The sequence below is a fragment of the Halomonas binhaiensis genome (assembly GCF_008329985.2).
In the GTDB taxonomy this organism is placed as follows: domain Bacteria; phylum Pseudomonadota; class Gammaproteobacteria; order Pseudomonadales; family Halomonadaceae; genus Halomonas; species Halomonas binhaiensis.
In genome coordinates this window covers 278,907-301,813 of record NZ_CP038437.2, presented here as the reverse complement: position 1 = coordinate 301,813, position 22,907 = coordinate 278,907, and the positions used below count along the sequence as shown (strand labels likewise).

The window sequence follows — 22,907 nt, the reverse complement described above, 5'->3', positions numbered from 1 at the left end:
GCAATGGGATCATGAATCCGACTCCCCAGAAAAAGGCACTACATGCTGGGTGGCAGCCAGCAGCTGCTGGCGGAAACTTGGTGCGACAGAGGTCGCTGCGTCTGGCATTGCCGAAGCTGTCGTTGTGTTAGCTATCGTTGTGTTAGCTGTCAGAGTGGAATCTGCTGTGCTCGCATTGTCCGCAACACTACCGTCATGCCCCTCCGAGCCGTCACTCAGAGCGGGAGGCCCATCGACCCAGCGTGCGCCAGGCGGCAAGGCCGGACGTCCGTCATTGGCCTGCGGAGCCAAGGACGGAGCACTCTGCTGCGACGGCGCCTGTTGTGGTGCATCGTCATCGCTCAAGGTGCCTTCGAACATGGCACTTCGGGTCGGTGCGTAGAAGGACGGATCGGGCAACAGGCCATCGGCACTCAGGCTCGTGCGGCCATGGCGGCCGAGCAACAACAGGCTGTCCTGTTCGGCAAAGGCGCGACTGATCAGGACGCTATCGCGGACGAACTGCCCCTCCACCTGCCCCAGCCCTTCAGCAAGCGAGAGCGATTGAATTTCGGGCAACGTCACCAGGCGGGGGTTGGCACCATGACTGAGACGCAGGTAGTTGGAAGCCTCAAGATTGCTGCGCTGGACCTCCGGAGTGACATAGACGACGGGCTCGAAGCCAAGATCGCTGCCCGGCCCCGGTTGCCAGGGATCGCGATCGAGAAAATGCGGTCCGATACCGTCTTTCACGGGGATGTAGGGTGCCGCAATATCCAGGGTGATGGTGAGATTCGCAGTGGCAGTAGCGCCAGCCTTGTCAGTGATGCGATAGACAAAGACGTCATCCAGAATGGCGCCGCGCCCGGCTGCCCGCAACACCTCGCTGTTGCTCATGTCGATGATGTATTCATAACTGCCATCGGCATTGAGCAGCAACGTGCCATAACGCCCATAGAGTGCCTGGCCGGCTGCTGCTGTATCGCCACCATCGAGTGGGCGTACGTCGACCACGTGCAGCTCGTCGCCTCCATCTACATCGTTGTCATTGGGCAGCACGTTGCCGGTGGCCTGAGGCTCAGGAGTCTGATCGCTGGCGAAGTTGCTGTCGTCACGGGCGACCGGGTTGTCATTGGCGCCCTGAATGACAATGGTCAGGCGGGCATTGGAAGTATCTCCCGCCGTGTCGCGCATCACATAGTCGAAGCGTTCGGTGAGCGTCTCGCCTGCCGTTCGCAGCGCCTGGACAGTCGGATTGTCGTTGTCGACTTCGTAGCGGTAACTGCCGTCAGCGTTGATGATCAGCGTGCCGTAGCGACCCTGTAACGTCTGGCCAGCCAGTGCAGTACCATTCCCCTGGCTGACGCTGACCACGTGCTTGGTCTCACCATAGCCAGTACCATCGACATCGGTGTCATTGTCGAGCACATTGCCACTCGGGTCGATGCCGGGAGTGCCATTGTCGATACCTCCGGCCTCGACGGCAGTGGCATCGTCATCCGAGGCAATCGGGGTATCGTTGCGGCCATCGATGGTAACCGAGAGTTCAGCACTGGATTCAGCCGCCCAGCGATCACCGATGGTGTAGGTGAACACATCTACCAGCGTCTGGCCGCTCTGGCGCAATGCCTGGACCGCCGGGTCATCATCATTGACCTCGTAGGTGTAGCTGCCATCGCTGTTGATGATCAGGCGTCCGTACTGGCCCTGCAGATATTCGCCAACGGCACCTGCTGAGCCACTGCCATCGATATCTCCGGTACGGATGCCGATGACCTGCAGATTGGGACCGGAAGGGCCAGGAGCGACATCTGCATCCGGGTCGCTGTCATTGTCGAGGACATTGCCGTTGGCAGGACTTCCAGGTGTGGCATTGCCGAGGCCTCCCGCTTCGATGGCCTGGCCGGTATCGTTTTCCGCCACCGGGGCTTCATTGCGCCCACGCACGAACACGGTCAACTGTGCTGGGTCGGTCAACCCACCCAGGTCCTGAGCGCTATAGGTGAAGCGGTCGACAACAAAGCCCAGCGGATCCAACCCCACCAGGGCAGCATCATCCACCACATAGGTGTAGCTGCCGTCCGGCATGACCGTCAGGGTGCCGTAATCACCGACAATGGTGACGCCGGCGTCCGTCATGTTGTCTGGTACTGCGCCAGCACTTTCTGCTCCGGCACGAACGCCACCAACGCCGAGGGAATCGTTGCCATCGACATCACTGTCGTTGGACAGCAGATTGCCGCTGGGATCGATACCGGGCGTGGGGTTGTCCGGGGTATCTGCCACTGCATAGGCGAAGTCATTGCTGGCTACCGGTGCATCCCAGGCGCCCCGAATCGTCAGCGTCAACTGGGCGATATCGGTATCCCCCGCTGTATCACGCATGCGATAGGTGAACGCTTCCTGCAATGTCTCTCCCGGCACCAGGGCCTGCACGGCAGCCAGGCTGTTGTCGACCACATAGGTGAAACTGCCATCAGCATGGATGGTCAGGCTGCCATACTCTCCGGCAATGGTGCGGTTGCCTGCTACACCGAGCAGGTCTCCATCTTCAGCTTCGGAGCCCGTGCGTATGCCGGTCACGATCTTGTTGTCACCGGCATCGACATCGGTATCGTTGTCCAGCACATTACCGCTGGGGTCGACACCACCACTACCGTTATTGGTCCCCCCCGCCTCGACAGCGATGGCACTGTCATCATTGGCGACAGGCGTATCGTTAGCGCCCTGAATGACAATCGTCAGGCGTGCTGAAGCGTTGGCCCCAGCCGTGTCTCGCATTACATAGTCGAAGTTCTCGGTCAGTGTCTGGCCAGGTGTACGCAAGGCCTGCACGTCGGGGTTGTCGTTATCGACCACATAGCGGTAGCTGCCATCGGCATTGATCACCAGAGTGCCGTATTGCCCGGCGAGGGATTCCCCGGCCTGAGCGCTATTGCTTCCCTGGCTGACACTGACCACGGTCTTGGTCTCACCGTTGTCAGCGCCATCCACATCACTATCGTTGTCCAGCACATTACCGCTTGGATCGGTGCCTGGCGTGCCGTTATCGATCCCGCCCGCCTCGACAGCGATGGCACTGTCATCATTGGCCACAGGTGTATCGTTGGCCCCCTGGATGACGATGGTCAGGGCGGCCTGTGAGGTTGCTCCAGCCGTGTCACGCATCACGTAGTCGAAGTTATCGGTCAGCGTCTGGCCGGATGTGCGCAGCGCCTGCACGTCAGGGTTGTCGTTATCGACCACATAGGTGTAGCTGCCGTCGGCATTGATCACCAAAGTGCCGTATTGCCCAGCGAGGGACTCCCCGGCCTGGGCGCTATTGCTTCCCTGGCTGACACTGACCACGCTCTTGGTCTCGCCGTTGTCAGCGCCATCCACATCACTGTCGTTGTCCAGCACATTACCGCTGGGGTCGCTACCCGGCGTGCCGTTATCGATGCCGCCTGCCTCGATGGCGGTGGCATCATCATCATTGGCGACAGGGGTATCGTTACGCCCTTCGATGGTGATGGTCAGCGTGGCAGTAGTGGCACTGCCAGCAGGATCTACAACGGTATAAGTGAACACCTCGCCAAGGGTGTTACCGGCCGTTCGCAATGCCTGAACTTGCGGATTGTCGTTGTCCAGTACATAGCTATAGCTACCATCGGCGTTGATCGTCAGGCTGCCATAGGCTCCTGTGATCGTCTGACCGGCAGCCACCGACGTTCCACCCTGGGAAAAATCACTGACGCTCAAGTCAGCCGTCGGGTCGTCGACATCACTATCGTTGTCCAGCACATTGCCGCTCGGGTCGACCCCGGGGGTGCCATTGTCAACGCCGCCCGCCTCGATGGCAGTGGCATTGTCATCCACTGGAACAGGCGGATCGTTGGCACCAGTGATGGTCACTACCAGTTGAGCGAGGTCGGTATTGCCGTCGGTATCGACCAGTTGATAGGTAAAGGTCTCGGTGATGGTCTCACCGGCGGCCAGCGCCTGGACATCCGGATTGCTGCCATCGACAACATACTCATAGCTGCCGTCAGGATTGACGGTCAGGGTGCCATAACTGCCTGTAACATCCGTGCCGGCTGTCACTTCGGTCAGAGTGCCGCCGGCACTTTCTTCACCCGTGCGGATACCATTCACCGCCAGGTTGGTATTAGGTTGGTCGACCTCATCGACATCGTCATCGACACCATCACCGTCATCATCGGTGATCAGATTGCCAGTGCCATTTTGTGCAGGAGTATTGCCATCGGTGGATGGCGCCTGGGCGGTGGTCGAGTTGTCGGTGGCGACCGGGTTGTCCTGACTGCCATCGATGGTGATGGTCAGGGTGGCAATATCGTCCAGGCCTCCAGCATCGGTAACCACATAGCTGAAATCTTCACTCAGGCTGTCGCCATCAGTCAGGCGCTGAACATCGGTATTGTCGTTGTCGACCACATAGAGGTAACTGCCATCGGCACCGATGGTCAGAGTACCGTACTGCCCCGTGATGCTGGTGCCGTCAGCACTGCCGGTGCCTGCGCTGACATCGGTGAAGGCTCCATCAGCGTCCTTGTCACCCACTCGAATAGCGCTGACCGCCTGAGTCTCGCCGTATTCATCCACATCACTGTCGTTGTCGAGTACATTACCGCTGGCATCCTGGCCGCCGGAACCATTGTTGACGCCACCCGCCTCGATAGCCGTCGCAGTATCATCCTCGGCCACGGGAGTATCGTTGGCGCCCTGGATGGTCACGCTAATGCTGGCCTGGGACGTGGCATCTGCCAGGTCGGCAATCTCGTAGACAAAGCTCTCGCTCAGAGTATCTCCGGACTGACGCAATGCCTGAACGTCCGGGTTGTCGTTGTCGACGATATACTGGGCAAAACCATCACTGCCGATGATCAGGGTGCCATAGGTACCGGCAATTTCCAGTGGCTGGCTGGGGTCGGCATCCACTGCCTGCAGGTTGTCAGCATCCATACCAGCCTGAATCACGCTCAACACATCGTCGTTGGTCGCGATATCCACATCGGTATCGTTGTTGAGCACGAAGCCATTGGGATCGACACCCACTTGGTTGTTGTTGGTACCACCGGCTTCCACAGCAATGGCCGTATCATCGTTGGCGGTGGGTGCATCATTGACCGCATTGACCGTGATGACCAGGGTGTCGACATCTTCCAGGGCATCATCCGGGTTCTGGCCAGGGATACCATTTCCCAGATCCACGTCGGGGTTATCGCCGAAGCTACCCTGATCATTGGTGGTAATGGTCAGGGTGTCCTCACCATTGAAGTTCAGGTTGCCCTGATAGGTAAGGTTGGACAGTGCCGTATTGATCTGTGCCACGGTACCGGTGATCACCAGTGTCGCCGAGCCATCCCCCTGGAGATCTGCACCGCCAGCATCGTCGATGCTCAGGGTGCCACTCAGCACTTCCAGCGTGACTTGCAAGGTATCCGAATCGCGGGCATCCGGATCGGAAATCGACAGGCCAGTAATGTCGATGACGGCATCTTCATCACCCTCGGCGGTTGCGCTATCCACCCCCTCGTTGACCGGGGCATCGTTGAGTTGCACATAGCCGATATTGGCAGGGCTTTCGCTGCCCTCGCCAAGGGTGATGGTGATATCGGCCAGGCTGCCATCGCCGAAGGTGCCGCCATCGCTGTCGTAGCGGGCGCGTACATCGCCTGCATCGGCATCGGTGAATTCATCCGCGGCAGTGATGCGATATAGCCCCGTGGGCAACACACCAAACTGATATTGGCCATTGGCATCGGTTTCGATGGTGAATTGCTCGTCATCTGCGCTGCCGAACTGGCCATCGTTGCCCGCCCAGGTCAGGGTGACTGTCTGGCCGGCGAAAGCGGCTTCGTCCGCATCCTGAACACCATTGGCATTGTTGGTATCATCCCACAACGTACCTTCGATGATGCCCAGTCCAGCACCATCCGTGAGAATGTAGTCGTTGACGCCACCTGCGCCATCACGGCCATCACGCTCACCTTCTACCGAGCCATCCGCCCCCACCGTGCTACCGGCAAACTCAGTGAAGTCTTCCGGCAGGCTCGACCAGGTCAATGTGGCCTGAGCATCAGCTTCGGCGACCACGCTATCGTTGGGCACATCGACGCTGTAGTTGACGGTGACACTCTGTCCAGGATCAAGCTGGGCAAAGGTAACGGTAACGCCATCCGTTGTATCGACACTGACACCATCCGGCAGCGAGCCCAGGTCATAGCTCACACCATCTATGGTCACGCTATTGACGGTATAATTGCTGCCTTCCGGGAAGGCATCCGTAAGCGACACATCATAGGCCGGTGCAGTGCCATTCTGGGAGAAACCGACATCCACCACGGCGTTGCCGGTACTGCTGCCCACCCCTGGATCGAAGTCGACCACGCTCTTGTCGAGACCGCTGAAGCCAGGCTCTGCGATATTCTCGACGATACGCTCACTGGTGAAGTCTGTGCCATTACGACTTTCGGTAACCGTCATGCCAAGCTGGGTGCCAGCGATATTGCCCGCCACATTATCAACGCGAACATTGAACTCCAGGCTGATGCCTTCTGCATCATCCTGTTCGGGAGGTTTGTCGCCGTCGTCGTTATTGGCGATGGTTGCCAAGTTGATGGTCAGCGTGCGCCCATCCGCCGAGATCGTGTAGAGGTTCGGGTTGAGGACTCCGGACGGACCATTGGACAGGTCGGTTGGAATATCCCCCGCTTCCGGTGACTGTTCATTGCCGTCGATCTGGTTGGCTCCGGTATCCACTATCGGGAACAGGCCATTACCGTTCGAGATCAGTGCTATCAGAATCTGGTTGGCGGTTTCCGGCAGGATGGTAAGGCCTTCATCCACCTGGATCGTCAGGCTGTAATTGGTCGGCAGCCCTTCTGGAATCAGGCCAACGACGCGATAGCGAATGATCTCGCCGACGGCAACATCCTCGCTAGGGCCACTGGTCGGGTCCGCCGCGCTGGTATCATCCAGCCCTCCCACTCGAGAAACGCGTAATTCCTGGGCCACCGGAATCGCCAGGATGTCCTGCTGCTGGTAATCGTTGAGTACACCACTGTTCAGGGCACCATCTACACCAGTGCGTTCCTCGCCCACACTGGATGTGACTTCATCATCAAGACTGGTCCACTGCACCTGGGCTTCGCTATTCAGGCTTGCGAAATCTGCCGCCAGAGGCCCCACCGTACCGGAGATGGTAATGGTGATACTCTGGCCATTGCTCAGGTCAACGTTCGAGCCATCGGCAAGACGCAGTACGCCATCTTCAATGATGAAATCAGCCGCAGTCACGTTACCGGCACTGTCGACAACGCTGGCAATGCTCAGATCATCGACGTGTTCAGGCAACAGGGTGTTGAGGGTCAGGTCAAAGGCATCGGTTCCGGATGTATTGTTCAGGGTGATGGTGAACTCGACCTCATCACCAAAATCGACGCCTGGACCTGGATCGGCAGGGACCGTGAGTTCCTGCTCGATCGTTACCGTAGGCTCGACGATATTGGTCACCACACCATCACCGGTGCTGGCAACGTTGCGATCCAGCGGGGTCGTGCCATTGACCTCATCGCCATCCGGGTCGCTGTAGCTCAACTCGGCATCATTGGTATGTGTCGTGCCTTGCTGGTTGCCCTGGACATTATCGGCAATCAGGCGCAGGCGAATCACAAAGCTGTTGTTGCCTGTGTCGTTGTCGGCATCAGCGCTACTGGCAGTAAAGCTCAGGCTGCCATCGGCATTGACACTGCCGACGCTGACAGTACCGGCGAAGTCAGCACTCAGGGCGCCACTGCCAGCGCTTGTCTGAATCAACTCATAGCCGAGGCCACCATTGAAGGTGGTATCCAGCACCATGCCTGGCGGGATCAGGTCGCTTACATTGAGATCCTGGGTAGTGCCTTCGGGTAGGGTAACGACAATGTCGTAATCCATGCTCTCCCCCACCACCAGATTGGTGCCGCTGGTGTGGGACTCACTGGAATCGTCGTCCGTCAGGCTGCCGTCCTTGTAGCCGATGCTGACTTCGGGAGCGGCAACCTGCTGGGTAGCATCATCGCTGAGATCATTGGGCGTGAAGTCCTCGCCACCTTCGACACTGGCGTAGTTGTTCAGTGTCGCGGTACTGCCCATGGTGCGGCTGGCGGCCACTGCGGCCACGACCTGCACGTCGTAAGTAATGACAATGACGTTGAGGCCATTGTTGTCGTTGTCGGTGCCATCACGACCGGCCAGCAGCGTGGCTTGGTTGTCAGCATCAAGCAGAGTGATGGTGTTGCCGTTGACTTCGTAGTCGGTGCCTTCGATCAATTCAGTGCCATCGCCACGGGTCAGGATCAGATTGGCAGCGTCGAGACTGCCGCCAACAAAGGCCAGATCCGAGGGAATCTCTATGGTGGTGGCCACATCGTAAGCACCACCGCCGCCAGTGTTCTTGAGGATGGTCGCCAGGCGCAGAGTGTCACCTGCATCGATATCACTGACACCACCGTCACCAACACTGGGGTCCGTGACCGGCCCGGCATGCGGTGCACCACTGCTGCCAGGTGCAGCCCAGTTGCCATCAGTGCCAGAGACAGTACCGTTGCTGGCACTGACCACGCCATGGGTGATGTCCACCACTGGCTCGGCCACTGACTGCACTCGGACTACGTCTTCACTGATCAGCTCATTCTTGTCGAGGGTCGTGGTCTGGCTGGATTGAGCCAGTACATCCAGCGAACGCTGGTCGGCAAAGGGCTGATCGCCCACCGTCATGGTGAAGTCGATGGCAATAGTGCTGGGAGCGGTAGCATCGCTGACATCGGCGAAGGTAAAGACCAACGAGTTACCCGGGCCACTTGCGACACTGATGATCTCCCCCCCATGAGTATTGGCAGCATTGAGCGCCCAGGTATTAGGGCCGCTACCTTCGGTCCAGTTGATGCCCGAAGTATCCAGCAACGGTAATGGTAGATACACCGTCAGGGTGAAGTTCTCGTGATCGCCAGTGATCAGGTCATAACTTATCGTGAAGGTAACGTCTTCACCGGGTGACAGTTCCGCGTCACCACTGGGGATAGTGATATCCACCTGGCCAGTCGGTACCGTGGTTTCAGTGCTGGAGTTGTCGCTCTCATCGAACCCCGTGGTGTTGTTCTCATCGATCAGGATATCGGCGTTGACCACCGCGCTGTTGCTGACGCTGTCACCCTCATTGATGGCGGGATGGTCCACGCCAGTAGCATATTCCTCGGCGATGACAGTGGTGTAGTTGATGGTGGCGCTGGTGGGGGTGCCGTCATGAACCTGGTCGAAGGCGTCATCCCCTGCCAGCCAAGGCTGACCAGGGAATGCTGCCTCCATGGAGGCAGCGACATCGAATTCCAGCGCAGTGGTACCATCGGAGTTGGTGATTTCGGTGTATATCAGATCGACGGTCACATCCTGCTGCACGTTGCCGTCACCATCAACAAAGGTCACCGTCATGGTCGGTGTGCCCTGGACGGTCTGGCCATTGCCCAGAGTATCGGTGACCACGAATTGTCCCTGTTCCTGGCTGCTGCTACCGAAAGCAAAATAATCCGATAGCGTCATCTGCAGCTGGTAATCGAGAGTGTCGCCGGGTGTCAGGCCAGGTGCACCGGTATCGGTGACGATAGTCGCCGTCTTGTGCAAGGCGATGGACTTCGCGGTGAAGCTGATCGGTTCACCGGTGCCGCTGAAATCGATAGTGCCACCGCCATCGGGTTCATCACGGTCATCGATAGGATCCCACTCTCCGGAGCCTGTGGGGGCATCGAAGGTAATGGTGACATCATCGCCGGTATCCGGATTGATGACCGGATTGCCCTCGGCATCCTGTTCGGGAACATAGAACTCCACGGTACTGGATTCAGCACCCGTCAGTTCAGCGTATTCAACCGTATATTCAGTGATGAACACATCGTCCCGATCGATCATCGCCTGAATGATAGTGGGGTTGGTGACAACCTGACCGCTGGCCAGGGTGATCGAGGTCAGGGTGCCGCTACCAGGATCGATACTGGTGACCTGAACATTGGTCGGCACCGGCTGGGTTACCACCACATTGTTGATGGTTTGGACCTCAGGGTCGATACCTGCAGGCTTAATGGTGGTGGTCAGGCTATGGATATAGTTCTCACCGGTGGCTGTCTCATCTTCGGTCATGTTGAGCGTCTGCTCGACATCGACGACCGTCGGCATGATCGTGATGACCGATGGATTGGTACCGATGACGCTGGGATCGTCCTGAGGATTGTCGAGAGGGTCATGGCCCAGTTCGAAGCCGCCGATAGCGGTAATATCCAGTTCAGGAGAACCATCAGTGGCTGAGGTATCGGCCAGATCACTCAAGGTGGCAGTAAAGGTCACCTCGATAGCCGGCTGGTCAGGACCAAAGCTGGAGAAAGGAATCTCGACCACCACCAGAGTATCGCCGGCGCGGTAGCCATAGTCAGCTGCATTGATGATCACGGCATTGCCGTTGGCGTCCTTGGCAATCGGGTGTTCAGCCTGACCGTTGTCATCGAAGGTGACCGTGGTGATGGGCAGGTTGCCACCTACATAACTGGCCGAGTTGACGGTGATACCGTCGTCGATTTCAGCTCCAGCACCATCCTTGCCAGTAGTCGGCACGTACAGATGGATAAAGGGCGCATAACCGATCTCGGCAGAGGTATTTCTGAAACTGACCGTGAAGTCGAAGCTCTCGCCCAGAGGCACTTCCTGGCTGGCTGCGCCCAAGGAAACCGTTGGTGCGGCAGGCAAAAGTCCCTCCATGCTTGCCAGTCCGACAAGGTCGGTACCGGTCTGCTGATCGATATCTCCCCTTGTGGTCTCCAACTGCCAGTCGCCGCCGAAGCGTGCTTCACCGGTATCGTCATCGGAAGCGGCAACATCCGCACCAGTGGCATCGGCAAGGCCATCAATCAGTTGCTGGCCGCTAGCACCTTCGCCTACTCGGCAGCCGTACAGCAACAGGTCAGCATCGGCATTCAAGGCATCGCGCCATTGGCCCAGTTGCTGTTCGAGCTGAGGAAGGGTGTCGACGGAGACATGGGAATTGCCGAGCAGGAACTGACCGTCGGCACCATGACTGAAGATCTCGATGCTGGCGACATCGTCCATACCCGCCAGGGCCGAAGTAATGGCATCGATGCCGTCCTGTCCTGATTCCACGACCACCAGTTCGGCGGTGTCCCTGGTATTGTCGATGATTGACTGGCGCTGCTGTGGATCCAGCCGCGAATCGAGCACCACCAGATGACGCTTGGCCTGCAACTGGCTACGTGACGCCTCCTGGACCTCTTGATCAGCATTCATTGCTGCATGGTGGGTAGTATCCACACCACGATCATTCTGGTGGTCCGGTGTTTCCTGATCGACTGCCGCTGCTGCTGCACCATCGAACAACAAGCGAGGCTCCAGGGCGATCAATCTTGGGCGAGGCCGAGTCCCTTTCATGGCAGATCCGTCAAGTTAATGGAATCTTTTCTCACACAATCAAACTTATGGACGAGCAACAACAGACTAAAAACTAAACCGAAATACCCCAATGAGCATAGTAGAAAAATTGACGAAGTCTTGCTCAATTTACCTTCGTCACAGGGCTCCACGTCGGACCTGGCATCCTTCTCATGGATCAGAACTCCTTGCCGCCTACCTGCCTCCCTTTCACCTCCCTTTCACCTCCCTTTCACCTCCCTTTCACCTCCCTTTCATCTCTCCTCGTCTACCTCACCTTTCGATGCACAACACATGGCGAGTTTAAAATCGGGAAAAAGAAATTTCTTACAAATAAAAAAGAAATAAAAATAAATCAAAAAGAATTATACAACGCACAAACAGCATCAGTTCTTCTTGCATAAAATTAAAAAACAAAACAATTAAGTAAATCTAGAAAGTGATCTAGACGCTTCCTGAAACATCAACTAGTTTTAGTATCGCATCGGTAATACTCGAAACAGCCAGAAGGCCAATCATCGTGCAAACCACTGTTAAATGGGGTTTCTCACGGAATTCATGGCCTGCTGTTATTGTGCCGAAAACACACGACCGTGTGTTCGCGCATGCAATGTATAACGGGAAGGATATATAAACAGAGCGCATCTAAACAGATGTACATCTGTGCATAAGCCCGAGCTCCCCGTGCCCTATCATCCCTTTTCAAGAGGTACATTTATTTTGGCTCTGCCATGCGTTGCAGGAATTAGGGATTGAAAGCTTCTAGCGAATAAAAGGAGAACATTGATGATAACGAAAGCACAAAGCGGCGCTGCAATAGTCGCAGGGCTTCTCGTCATGGGGCAGGCCATGGCTCAGGAGCAGGAAGCCACAGACGAGCACACCAGTTATCCAACTTATGGAACGAAGCCCAATATCGTATTGATCGTTTCGGATGACACCGGTTATTGGGATCTCGGCGCATACCTGGGCGGCAAGGCCCGAGGCATGGACACCCCGAACCTCGACCGCATGGCCGATGAAGGGATGATGTTCACCGACTTTTATGCCCAGGCCTCGTGCACTCCTGGACGCGCAGCGATGCAAACCGGTCGTAATCCGAACCGTTCGGGGATGACCACGGTGGCCTTCCAGGGCCAGGGTGGCGGTCTACCCGAAGAGGAATGGACCCTGGCATCCGTCCTCAAGCAAGCGGACTACAACACGTACTTCTCTGGAAAGTGGCACCTTGGGGAAGCCGACTATGCCATGCCCATTGCCCAAGGCTATGACAAGATGGAGAACGTCCTGCTCTATCATCTCAATGCCATGACCTACGCATTGGATGGCTGGAACCCTCAGATCAGCGAAGAACAGCGCAAGTTCTTCGAAGACTCCACCATCGGCATTCTTGAGGGAGAGGCAGGTGAAAAGCCCACCGAAGTGCTGTCGATGGCTGACATGACAGAAAAAGACCTCGCCAACCTCGACACGATGACCGCCGAAAAGGCAGTGGCTGAGATGGAGCGCCTGGCAGGACTCGACCAGCCCTTCTTCATGTCGATCAACTGGTCAGCCAACCACCAGCCCAACCTGCCTGCCGACGAGTTCGTCGGTGCCTCGGATGTTAAATCCAAGTATGGCGACAAGGTCGTCGAGATGGATGCCCAAACCGGCAAGCTGCTCGACAAGATCAAGGAGTTGGGCATCGAAGACAACACGCTTATCGTTTACACCGTCGACAATGGCGCATGGCAAGATGTGCACCCCGATAGCGGCATGACGCCTTTCCGTGGCTCCAAGGGTACCGATCGTGAAGGCGGCTGGCGGGTGCCGGCAATCTTCAAATGGAAAGGCCATATCGACTCTGGCGCTAGATCCAGCGAAATTGCTGGTGGTCTTGACCTGATGGCCACCTTCGCCCACCTTGCTGGCGTTGAACTGCCCAAGGAAGACCGTGCTGGCGAGCCGATCATTTTCGACAGCTATGACATGGCCCCCATCCTGTTCTCTGATGTCGACGACGAGCTGTGGAAGCGCGACTCCTGGCTCTATTTCACGGAAACAGAGTTGATGCCGGGAGCGATTCGTATCGGTCACTGGAAAGCGGTGTTCAACCAGAAAGGTGACAACGGAGCTATTGCCGGATCGGAAGCCCCAGCCGCAGAGCTAGGCTGGCGTGGGCCATCGCAGTATTCCGATGTGGTGCCACAGATCTTCAACCTGTGGGAAGACCCACAGGAGCGCTACGATATCTTCATGGCCTCTGGGCGTGAAAATACCTGGGCGCTGCCTTTCTTCAGCGAAGAGCTGAAAAAGGTCGCCGAGTCCTACATGGAATATCCCCCGCGGCCGTTGCAGTCTGATGCCTATTCCGGGCCACTGACCATCAAACGCTTCCGTGCTCTGGAAAAGGTGCAGGAAATCCTCAAGGAAAAAAACATCCAGGTCGATCTCAGCAACTAGTGGATACCGACCACTAAAAAAACAATGCCGGAGCAGGGAAACCTGCTCCGGCTTTTTTCTTATCATCAATGATCTTCTTGATGTGTGAAATATTGGACTAAATTGCCGGTAGTTTTCCTGCTGATAATACTCCCGGCCTTATGATCTATTGATAGGAAAACGTGATAGTAGCCAGGGAATTGACCGTTCCCGGCGTTACCCTATTACCCGTCGTTTGGACATAACGCGCTTCAAAGGGTAGTACATAACTGTTACTCCCGGTTCCGACAAACCACTGGTTGACTGTGCCTGCCACCGGAGAGTCCGGTCCAAAAGCGATAGGTGTTGCTTGCCCTTCCCTGAAGATCTGCACCCCTACGCCTGAGGCTGTCGAATCTGATGTCAATGTCAGCGTGTCGCTGGTATTACCGGGATTTACCCCATCCGTCATGACGGCATGCAAAGCAACCTCTGGAGGACAGTTCAGACTGAACTGGAAAGAAGCGCTGGCCGAAGTCGTGGAGCCTGCTCCAAAAAACTCAGAGTTACCTACTACCGGCAAGACAGCGGTCTGCTCACTGGGAGAAGTCACACTGCACGAAACTGTATTAATGACCAGAGATGTCACTTCTGTATTGATGGGAATCCAGCCAATGTCTTGCAATAATGCACCATTTTCATCTCGCACTCCCCACTGTGCCAGTGTTGTTTTAGGAATAGTATAGTTTCCCGGCGGAGGGGCACCATATGCATACAGTCTTATAGAAAAAAACAGTCGCGTACTATCGCCGTCAGTAGGCGAAATAGTACGAATTGTTGTTTCTTGGTTACCTATGGCGACCCAGTCTGTCACTTTTGCTCGAGCTCGAAGCACATAGCCAATGCCATCAACTCCAGGAATATCATAAACCGCATAGGTACCATATTGATCGGAATATGACACCCCAGGAATGATCGAACCAACCCCTCTTACCACCGAACTGGTGGGGCGAATAGGGCATGTGCTGTACGCAATATCCTGGTCAGCCTGAAACTCAGGTGTCCAATCTAGCGTATCGTTTATCATTGGATTATGCATGGGGATAGGATCCCCATTATTGACGCTAAAAGCGGGATAAGGAATATCGACACTTGCGGGGCCTGAGCATGCCGCCCAACTCATGGAGGGCAGCAGCAGGAACAAACATGCAATATAGAAAAATCTTTTCATGATAATTCTCTTGGCCGAAGATCAAGCGGACACAGGCAAACACTGGGCCTCTACCTGGGGATAGGGCATATTGCGGTCATCTTTCGGCACTGAATAAATCAGATAACAGGAATTTGCATTGCCTCGGCCCCAGACAACCTTGAGCTCTGGGTATTCGCCACGAATAAAGATCATGCCGCCTTGGCCAACCAGCGAGACATTCTTGCCTTCTTCATCGAGCACTTCTGCACCGAAAGGAACGTCTCCGTTCTGTATCCGGAGCAATAATGGCTTGCCCTGGGTGGTCGCAAAATCGAGCCGTACGACTGCTCCGCGCCGAGGCGCGACCTGCTGCATCGCAGCATTCAGTTCCACATCCGTCGGCAACCCCTTGGGGTCAATGCCGACACTGTTGTAACGGTATGGAGTCAGGCCCGCGCGAATGGCCTCTCCATCACTATCCAGTCGATTGCCCGTTCCCTGATTCAGAGAAGCGCCTGACGCGCCCTCCGCTACCACTAGCGCCATGGTTTCGCTGCGGTCCGGGCTGAAGACGAGGCCACCGGAATGGGCCACCAAGGTACCGCTCGCATTGGCCGAATACTGGCGATAATCTCCATCCTGACTGTAAGTGGCACCTAGCTGCGCCATACCTGTACGATAGCTCAGGTTACCTCCCAGCCCTTGGCGATCATCGTCGTTGGCGTAGCTGGCATAAACGCCATAACCCATCTGATTATTCTCGCCAGCGACACCCGACAATTGGGTACGTGCCAGGCCGCTACCCTCGCCATCCTGGGTCAGACTGGTCGTCCAGGTGGGACGGCGTGCACCACTGCCGATGGGAATCGATGCCGTCGCCATATAGGTGTTACGAGCTTCGTCATCCTGCAGGTCCCGGCTGGCAGTGAGCCCCAGACTGCCCCAACGGAAACTCTTGTTGTAACCCACTTGGAAGGTAGTAGTACTGGAACGCTCATCCCAATAGTTACGCGTAATACCAGAGACATTCAGGTCGCCCGCCCTACCAAGCGGCTGGCTGATATTCAACTGAAAACGATTGCGTTCGCGCAGCGAGGAAGAGTCCATATCTCCCTCACGCAGGCGGGCATAGTCAGCAAAACTGAGAAAGTCCTCAGTGGAATAGCGGTAAGCAGCCAACGCAAAATTGGTACCGGTGGCAACCAGGCGCTTGCTGTAACTGAGACGGTAACTGCTGCCACTCATGCTATCGTCATCCTGGCTATCTGGCAGATTCTCGGCCTGGGACAGAGTGACATCCAAGGCAACCGCCCCTAACGACGTCCCTACTGCGACACCAGCCAAGCCCGAGCGGTAGTCCTCAGCAAGAATGCTGCCGCCATACAAGGTCAGGGCATTATTGATGCCACGACGATAGGAGGCCTGGGTAAACCAGAGATCGTCCTCCAGGTTGTCATCACGATAGCGACCGCCAGCCAGGTTGAAGCGCGAAGCACCAGGGCGCAGCATCTGCACCACCGAAGCGAAAGGTACGGTAAAGCTGTGCTCGCTACCATCGGCTTCGGTGACCGTCACCTCCAGATCCCCGGCATAACCTGTGGCGTAGAGGTCATCAATGATAAATACCCCAGGTGACACACTGGTCTCATAGATCGTGTTGCCACTCTGACGTACCGTCACCTTGGCGTTGGTTTGCGCGGTACCACGAATCACGGGAGCAAATCCCCGCTCGCTCTCTGGCAGCATGCTGTCATCACTGGATAGCTGCACCCCCGTGAAGGGAATGCTGTCGAAATCACTGCCCGGCGTGAAGTACTCCCCCAAGGTCAGTTGGGATTGCCAGCGGTCGACATCCTTCTGGGCATAGGTGTTCAGGGTGTTATAGTGGCCGCCATCGTCATCCAGGCTGCTGTCGGAGTAGTTGCCATTGTGGCGCAGGCGCCAACCTGCCAGATTGAAGCCGGCATTCAGGTTGATGTTGTAATCTGTACTATCCGTATCATCATTGTCGCTATGCACGACATTGGCATGATAGCCAAGCAGGCCGGCGGTAATCCCCTGACTCCATTCACTGGGATCGACATAGCCACGCTTGACCCGCCCGGCATACGCCTGGGGAATGCTCAACGTGCCGCTGAGACTGGCCAGGTCCATGTGAAAGCTGGCACCGGGAATCAGTTCTTCGGCAACAATGCAGTCACTTGCCAGCTGTTGCTCCACCTTGGCCTGATCCGGCAGTTGATCGAGCTTGGCGCCCCAGCGCATGACATCACCCGTAGAGAAACAGAAACGGGGCTCTCCTTCTTCCGTATCCTCGACACGCACCTTCTGCTGCAAGTACGCATCATCATTCATCTGGACATTCAAGTCATAACTTCCAGATGGAATAGCGCCAGCCTGACTGTAGCGAGAAATATCAATATCCTGCCCCAGGCCTCGCAAAAAGGCGCTATTAAAGGTAACAACACCTTTACCTTTATCATCAGGAGCAGCAGCCCAGGCGGCCCCCGTGGCCAGCGCCAGGCCAACCGCCAGTGCCAGAGGGAATAACCTCAGCTTCCCATGGCCAATAGGTCTCCCTATCGCCGTGGAATATGGCAATATTCTTTTCATAATAGAATTGACGATCTTATGATCTAATTAATTGATGCGCTTGATAAAAGTAAGAAAAGGGTCAATATATAGCCCGCGAGTGAGCAAACATTGAGACCTGATCGATACAACACTCGACTCAGGAATTCCCTTTTTTCCTTTAATTAACCTGCCAACATCAAAGAACACTACAGTGAATAGTCCTGGCTCTGACTGGCACCAAAATCATTGATCCATTGAGCCTCGACGCTGCCTCGTGCAGCCGCTGTTGTCATGCCTTTTAATACGAAGTTCTGGCTTGCACCGGGGGCCACCATGCCCTGAGCTGCATCAGCAATGTAGCGCTGCCCGCCAGTATTCAACTCTACCCGGGAGAAATTCACATAATAGGCAGAGCTATTGGTTGCTTTTAATGCATAACCACCACTTGCTGGAACCAGACTCCAGGACACAGCCTTGGCCGCATCTTCCGGCCTCCCTTGCAGCCCATCGGGGCGGAAGAACAGCTTGAACCGAGAACGGAAAGCAAATTGCAGAATATTCTGCCCTTTCTGGTTGCTGGCCTCGGGGGGAATATCCAACACATTGAGCCAGAACACTGACTCACGATCCTGTGGCAAACCAGCTCCGACATAGGCAATACGTAGAGCCTGTCCCTGGCGAGCCTCAACCCTGGTCACAGGAGGCAATATCGCAAAAGGCAGGCTTTCAGCACCAGGCTGCGAGTCGGGATTGCCACTGTCCAACCATGTTTGCACCAGGGAAGGTTGATTGCCGGTATTGTTCAGGTTGACGGTAATCTCCCGCTCCCCGGCAGGATAGATAAATCTTGTACCCTGCACCTGGATAGCGGCCTGGGCCATTGCGGGTAACAATAATACGGGCAGCAACAGTGCTGCACACAGCAGCCCTGCACTCAGCTTATTCATGGTCCTGCTGATGATGTTTTTCATCGGGACACTCCTTCCAATGGTTGCCTGCTGCGATGCTCATCGCAGCAGGCTGGCCATTACTGATAGTCCAGGGTGTAGACCAGTTGGGTTTCAACATTGCCCGAGGTGGCAGCACCTGTTGCGTAGTACTGAGCGGCGTAGTTCAGTGTCGCACTGCCATCAGTAGCAAAGTTGACAAAGGGGTTATTGGTGTTGTCACGCAGATCAATCACGTTTCCAGAAGCTTGATCCGTCACCTGGACCAGAACATTCTCTGCTGGTGTCGCGGCGTTGTTGAGCAAGTTGCCAGTGCTCATGTCCACATTGGTTGGCTCGAACCATGCGCGCACAGCACCAGTGGTCGGGCAACCACTCAGGCTCATGGAGATCGCCGTGTTGCCAGCAGTATCACCAGCGGCAGCCAGAGAACTGCTGGAGACAGTCGGCAGCACAATGGTGGCGTCTGCTGCTCCGCCATCAATGGCAATATTACAAGCGCTGTCGACAACCAGCCCATTGATAGTGATGGTGCCATCCGCAGCCATTGCGCCCGTTGCCGCGGCGAGTGTCATCCCTGCCAGTGTGCTTACAACAAACTTCTTCATTTGCATTACCCTTTCAGAATTGCGAATACATGGTGAGCGCCATAAGAATTTCATAAATAAGATCAATCTTATGAGCAATCCATTTGCACTAATTTAGAATGATATAACCATTGGTGTTTCAGGCTCGTTGGTTCCATGCAACACCCGCCAGAATGCTGAGCTGACAGCTAGTCATTTCAGATGAATCAATAAGTCTGGCGTACGAATACTAACCATGCATCCAATTAACTACATTGAGCTACGTCAATTTTTATCCCGAAAGAGGTATTTGATGTGAAACTAGGAATAGTCCTACAGAGGTACAGAGAAACATCCCACAAGAGAGCTTGTGGATTTCATGGATTCATCAATATCAGGCAGTCATGATCTGCATAAAAAACTATAAACTCATTGACACAAACCATTAATTAAATACAAATCATTCGTATCAAAAATTTCACTATGCCATCCCGTAGCAATGAATATAACTCAATGAGCATAAATCATTTTTCAGGACATGCTCAATACCATAGGATTAAAAATTTTTATATTTACCATCACATGATATAGGGCTATTAATCTTCAACATATGGCTCATGCCATCATGACAGATTTCATCTATAGATGATAAATATAAACCCTCACTCATTATCCTCAAGAAGGCTATATCTCCGGGCAGCATCGGCTAGTTCTATCACATTATTGACTTTAAGTTTCTTGAATACTCTGGTCTTGTAAGTGCTGATACTCTTGGGACTGAGCGACAGTAACTCGGAGATATCCTTATTCTTCATTCCTCGAATGATATAGTCCATGACCATTTTTTCCCGCACTGAAAGCTTGCCCAAGGATTCTTCTCCACTATTAGTATGTCCCCAGGCTCTTTCCATATTTTGAGGGAAAAAAGTGTAGCCTCTCAGAATGGCTTTAATCCCTTCTACGAAAACAGCTACATCCTGCTCTTTGCTGATAAATCCCGAGGCTCCTGCTTCCCGGCAACGTTTACCATAGGCTTCAACGGATTGAGCTGTCATGATGAAAATCACAGGAGGATTCTCTTGTTCTCGTAACTTCACGGTTGCCGTCAAGCCATCCATATCAGGCAGTTTGAGATCGAGAATCACCATGTCTGGTTGAATATATTCCACGAGCCGAATGGCGTCCTCCCCATTACTCGCTTCAGAAACAACTTCAACACCTGCTTCTGTCAACACATGTTTAACTAAAAACCGAGCAACGGGATGATCATCCACAATAATGGCAGTCGCTTTATTTTCCTCTCTTCCAAAACCAGCGTTATTGCCTATCTTCCTTATGCTTCTCATGAACCATTCTCATAACAAGTAAATTATATATTTCCGTCGCATACAGAAATATAAAACATCCCTTTCAAGAGTGTCCCTGAGAAAACTTACGCAATGCATCTATCCATTTTTCTTTCTGCAAGCTCATCTTTATCGCCCAGCCCCCCGTTCATCAACATGGATTTCTTCAGGGGTTATTCATCCGTTCCTTTCAGGCTTTGTTAACAACACGTAAACATATGTTCATTTCAACACGCTTGAAACATTGATCCATGTCAATTTTTACACAAGATCAGTCACATCAACGAATTGGATACCACCAAGACAGATTCACTAAAGATATGAAAAACACTAAAAATCGTTTATTCAAGATCCTGATGTACATACACAGACCGTGCCCAACATGGAGATATCACTCTCTTAACAGCAGGGGCTCTTACTCACTGGTTCGATACATGTTTCATGCTTATAACTATCAAGACGCCACTTCCTCCGTACTAATTTCGGTTCAGTATTTATCCGAAGGCTAAGACAAGCATAAGAATGCCCCGCTTGTGCAAGCCCGAGCACTCCATCCATGAGTACATAAAGAGATAAATGAACCACACATCCATGGGTGGCTTGTGGCCGGCACGGTTCAGATGCCTGCAACGAAAAGCATCATGAACCGTTGAAGTGGTAGCAATATCATTCCCCAGAACCAGGCCAGCCATTGGTCTCTACACGAAACCTAAGCAGGCCTGGCGGAGTACCTACCACTACTTACTTAGAGGTATTCGAGATAGTTGGCAGGCGAAGTATGAGCACACTTCCAAATCGGCATAGTGATCTATGTCAATTTTTATGCACAACATTTGCATGCAAGCATGACACCAGGCAGCAATAGAAAGCGAGAGGATCCAAGCATCAAGCATAAAAACTCATATAACCCACTGCTTTAAAAATGTTTTCCCAAGAGACAACCCCATCGATGGATCACGGTTCACCACCTGAGGTACTTGCCGTCATGGCATGACTCAGTACAGAAGCGAAGAAGAAGGCTATCGAAGCTTCACCTGAGCGTAGGAAAGGGGCCTGTCCTGGGGAGGAACCAGATGAGGTGGCTGTGGTTTTCATGTCCATGAATAGTCATGCGAACAGCCGTCAAAAGACCGTTGATTCAGAAAACCTAAGTTTACTTGAATGCATCTTCAGGCTTTCGCCTGACTGACATCCACCCTCCTGCGCGCGCAGCTTGTCGGTAATATCTGGAAACAATGGCCTACAGGTAGCAGGTACGTCCTGTGAAAGCACTCCAGCTCGTATCCTGCCAGAATATTGGCCTCGTGCAGACGACAGCCTGCCTCATATCCCAAAAAAACCTTTAATACAGACAATTACCATCGTTTCTCGATCAGAAGGGTTAGGCTTGCATCACCCGTTACTCTGTCATGTGACGCACTGCACCATTTATGACCATGGCGCCCTATAGAGACTCATTCGTGATATGACGCTATGTAAGCGTCTGCACACAGGCAGACAGCTATTCAGGCCAGCCAGAAGGCGAGAAACGTCACAAAAAGTCCATTTGACAGGAATAATCGCAACGCCTATCCACGGGCTTATCATGCCTCATGTTGGTGTTGTTTTTCGGACTCCCTCTACCTCTGCTGATATAGATTCTTATTATCCTTAGGTCTAAGTCCTCCCTGCAGCAGAGCTCCCTCCCTCTCCTTCCCATCATCCGCATGCCTGCCACTGGGCATCAGTCTGTATATCGAATAATCATAAAAGCATATCAATTTATATGATTTAGCTATGCCACATGCCCTTCTTTCCTTGCCGACAGGCACAACAAGCATCGAACGCAAAGAAAACATAACAAATTGATTTTACTGAAAAAATATATCAAATAGATGATGCCAACCTATACACATAAATGTATGCAGCATCCATAAATGACTCTTCTTCAATCATGTCAAAATATTATAAAAATCTTATCTATATAATATAAACCTCTCCATTAAAATAAATAAACAAAGGCCATGACATCCACGATGGCCTGCTATATCTGCAAGCTACCCTTCCTCTTTAATATCCATTAAAAACCTTGGTCGTGAGATAAGTAAAACGAGATAATTAACTCCCCCAACGAACAATTCCCCTTGCAGAGACACCAATTTCCCCCTACTCTTTATCGCGCTAATAAATGGTTATAAAAACATAATATAAAGATTCATCCGCTTACTTTAAGGAACAAAAATACAACACAAACAAACATTGCAACGCATTGATTATGAAGAATTTTTATGCGATACACCATTGTGAGGCCGACAAATACTGCACCATGATGGCACCATAGTATTGGTCGACCACCCCCATACTCCCACCGTTACATAATTGTAATATTTTGCAGTCACCCTATGCCCGGGATATGTCCTGTGACTCTTTCTAATAGCGTTTAAGCACCACT

Annotated in this window: 7 protein-coding genes; 1 reads left to right on the top strand and 6 read right to left on the bottom strand. The window is 53.9% G+C overall.

Annotated features, from left to right (window positions below; genetic code table 11):
* Positions 1–9 precede the first annotated feature (9 nt).
* Positions 10–11,448, bottom strand: a complete 11,439-nt coding sequence (locus E4T21_RS01255; protein WP_149282802.1) for a VCBS domain-containing protein — start codon at positions 11,446–11,448, stop codon at positions 10–12.
* A 786-nt stretch (positions 11,449–12,234) separates the two neighbouring features.
* On the opposite strand from E4T21_RS01255, the gene E4T21_RS01250 reads away from it, so the two are divergent.
* Positions 12,235–13,893: an arylsulfatase gene (locus E4T21_RS01250; protein WP_205423438.1), complete on the top strand. Its 1,659-nt coding sequence runs from the start codon at positions 12,235–12,237 to the stop codon at positions 13,891–13,893.
* A 145-nt stretch (positions 13,894–14,038) separates the two neighbouring features.
* Here E4T21_RS01250 and E4T21_RS01245 read toward each other — a convergent pair whose 3' ends face one another.
* The 5 genes from E4T21_RS01245 to E4T21_RS01225 all read right to left on the bottom strand — a co-directional run bounded on the left by E4T21_RS01245 (position 14,039) and on the right by E4T21_RS01225 (position 20,476).
* A complete protein-coding gene (locus E4T21_RS01245) occupies positions 14,039–15,082 on the bottom strand; it encodes a fimbrial protein (protein WP_149282800.1) in 1,044 nt (347 codons plus the stop codon).
* Positions 15,083–15,103: 21 nt separating this feature from the next.
* Positions 15,104–17,644 (bottom strand): fimbria/pilus outer membrane usher protein, encoded by a 2,541-nt coding sequence (locus E4T21_RS01240; protein ID WP_205423437.1) that lies wholly within the window; start codon positions 17,642–17,644, stop codon positions 15,104–15,106.
* 179 nt (positions 17,645–17,823) lie between these two features.
* Entirely contained in the window at positions 17,824–18,588 is a 765-nt protein-coding gene (locus tag E4T21_RS01235; protein ID WP_149282796.1) for a fimbria/pilus periplasmic chaperone, read from the bottom strand.
* Positions 18,589–18,644: 56 nt separating this feature from the next.
* Positions 18,645–19,172 carry a fimbrial protein gene (locus tag E4T21_RS01230; protein ID WP_187775080.1) on the bottom strand — a complete coding sequence of 176 codons (528 nt, stop codon included), beginning with the start codon at positions 19,170–19,172 and terminating at the stop codon, positions 18,645–18,647.
* 620 nt (positions 19,173–19,792) lie between these two features.
* Positions 19,793–20,476, bottom strand: coding sequence for a response regulator transcription factor (locus tag E4T21_RS01225; RefSeq protein ID WP_149282792.1), 684 nt, complete (start codon positions 20,474–20,476; stop codon positions 19,793–19,795).
* Positions 20,477–22,907: the final 2,431 nt, after the last annotated feature.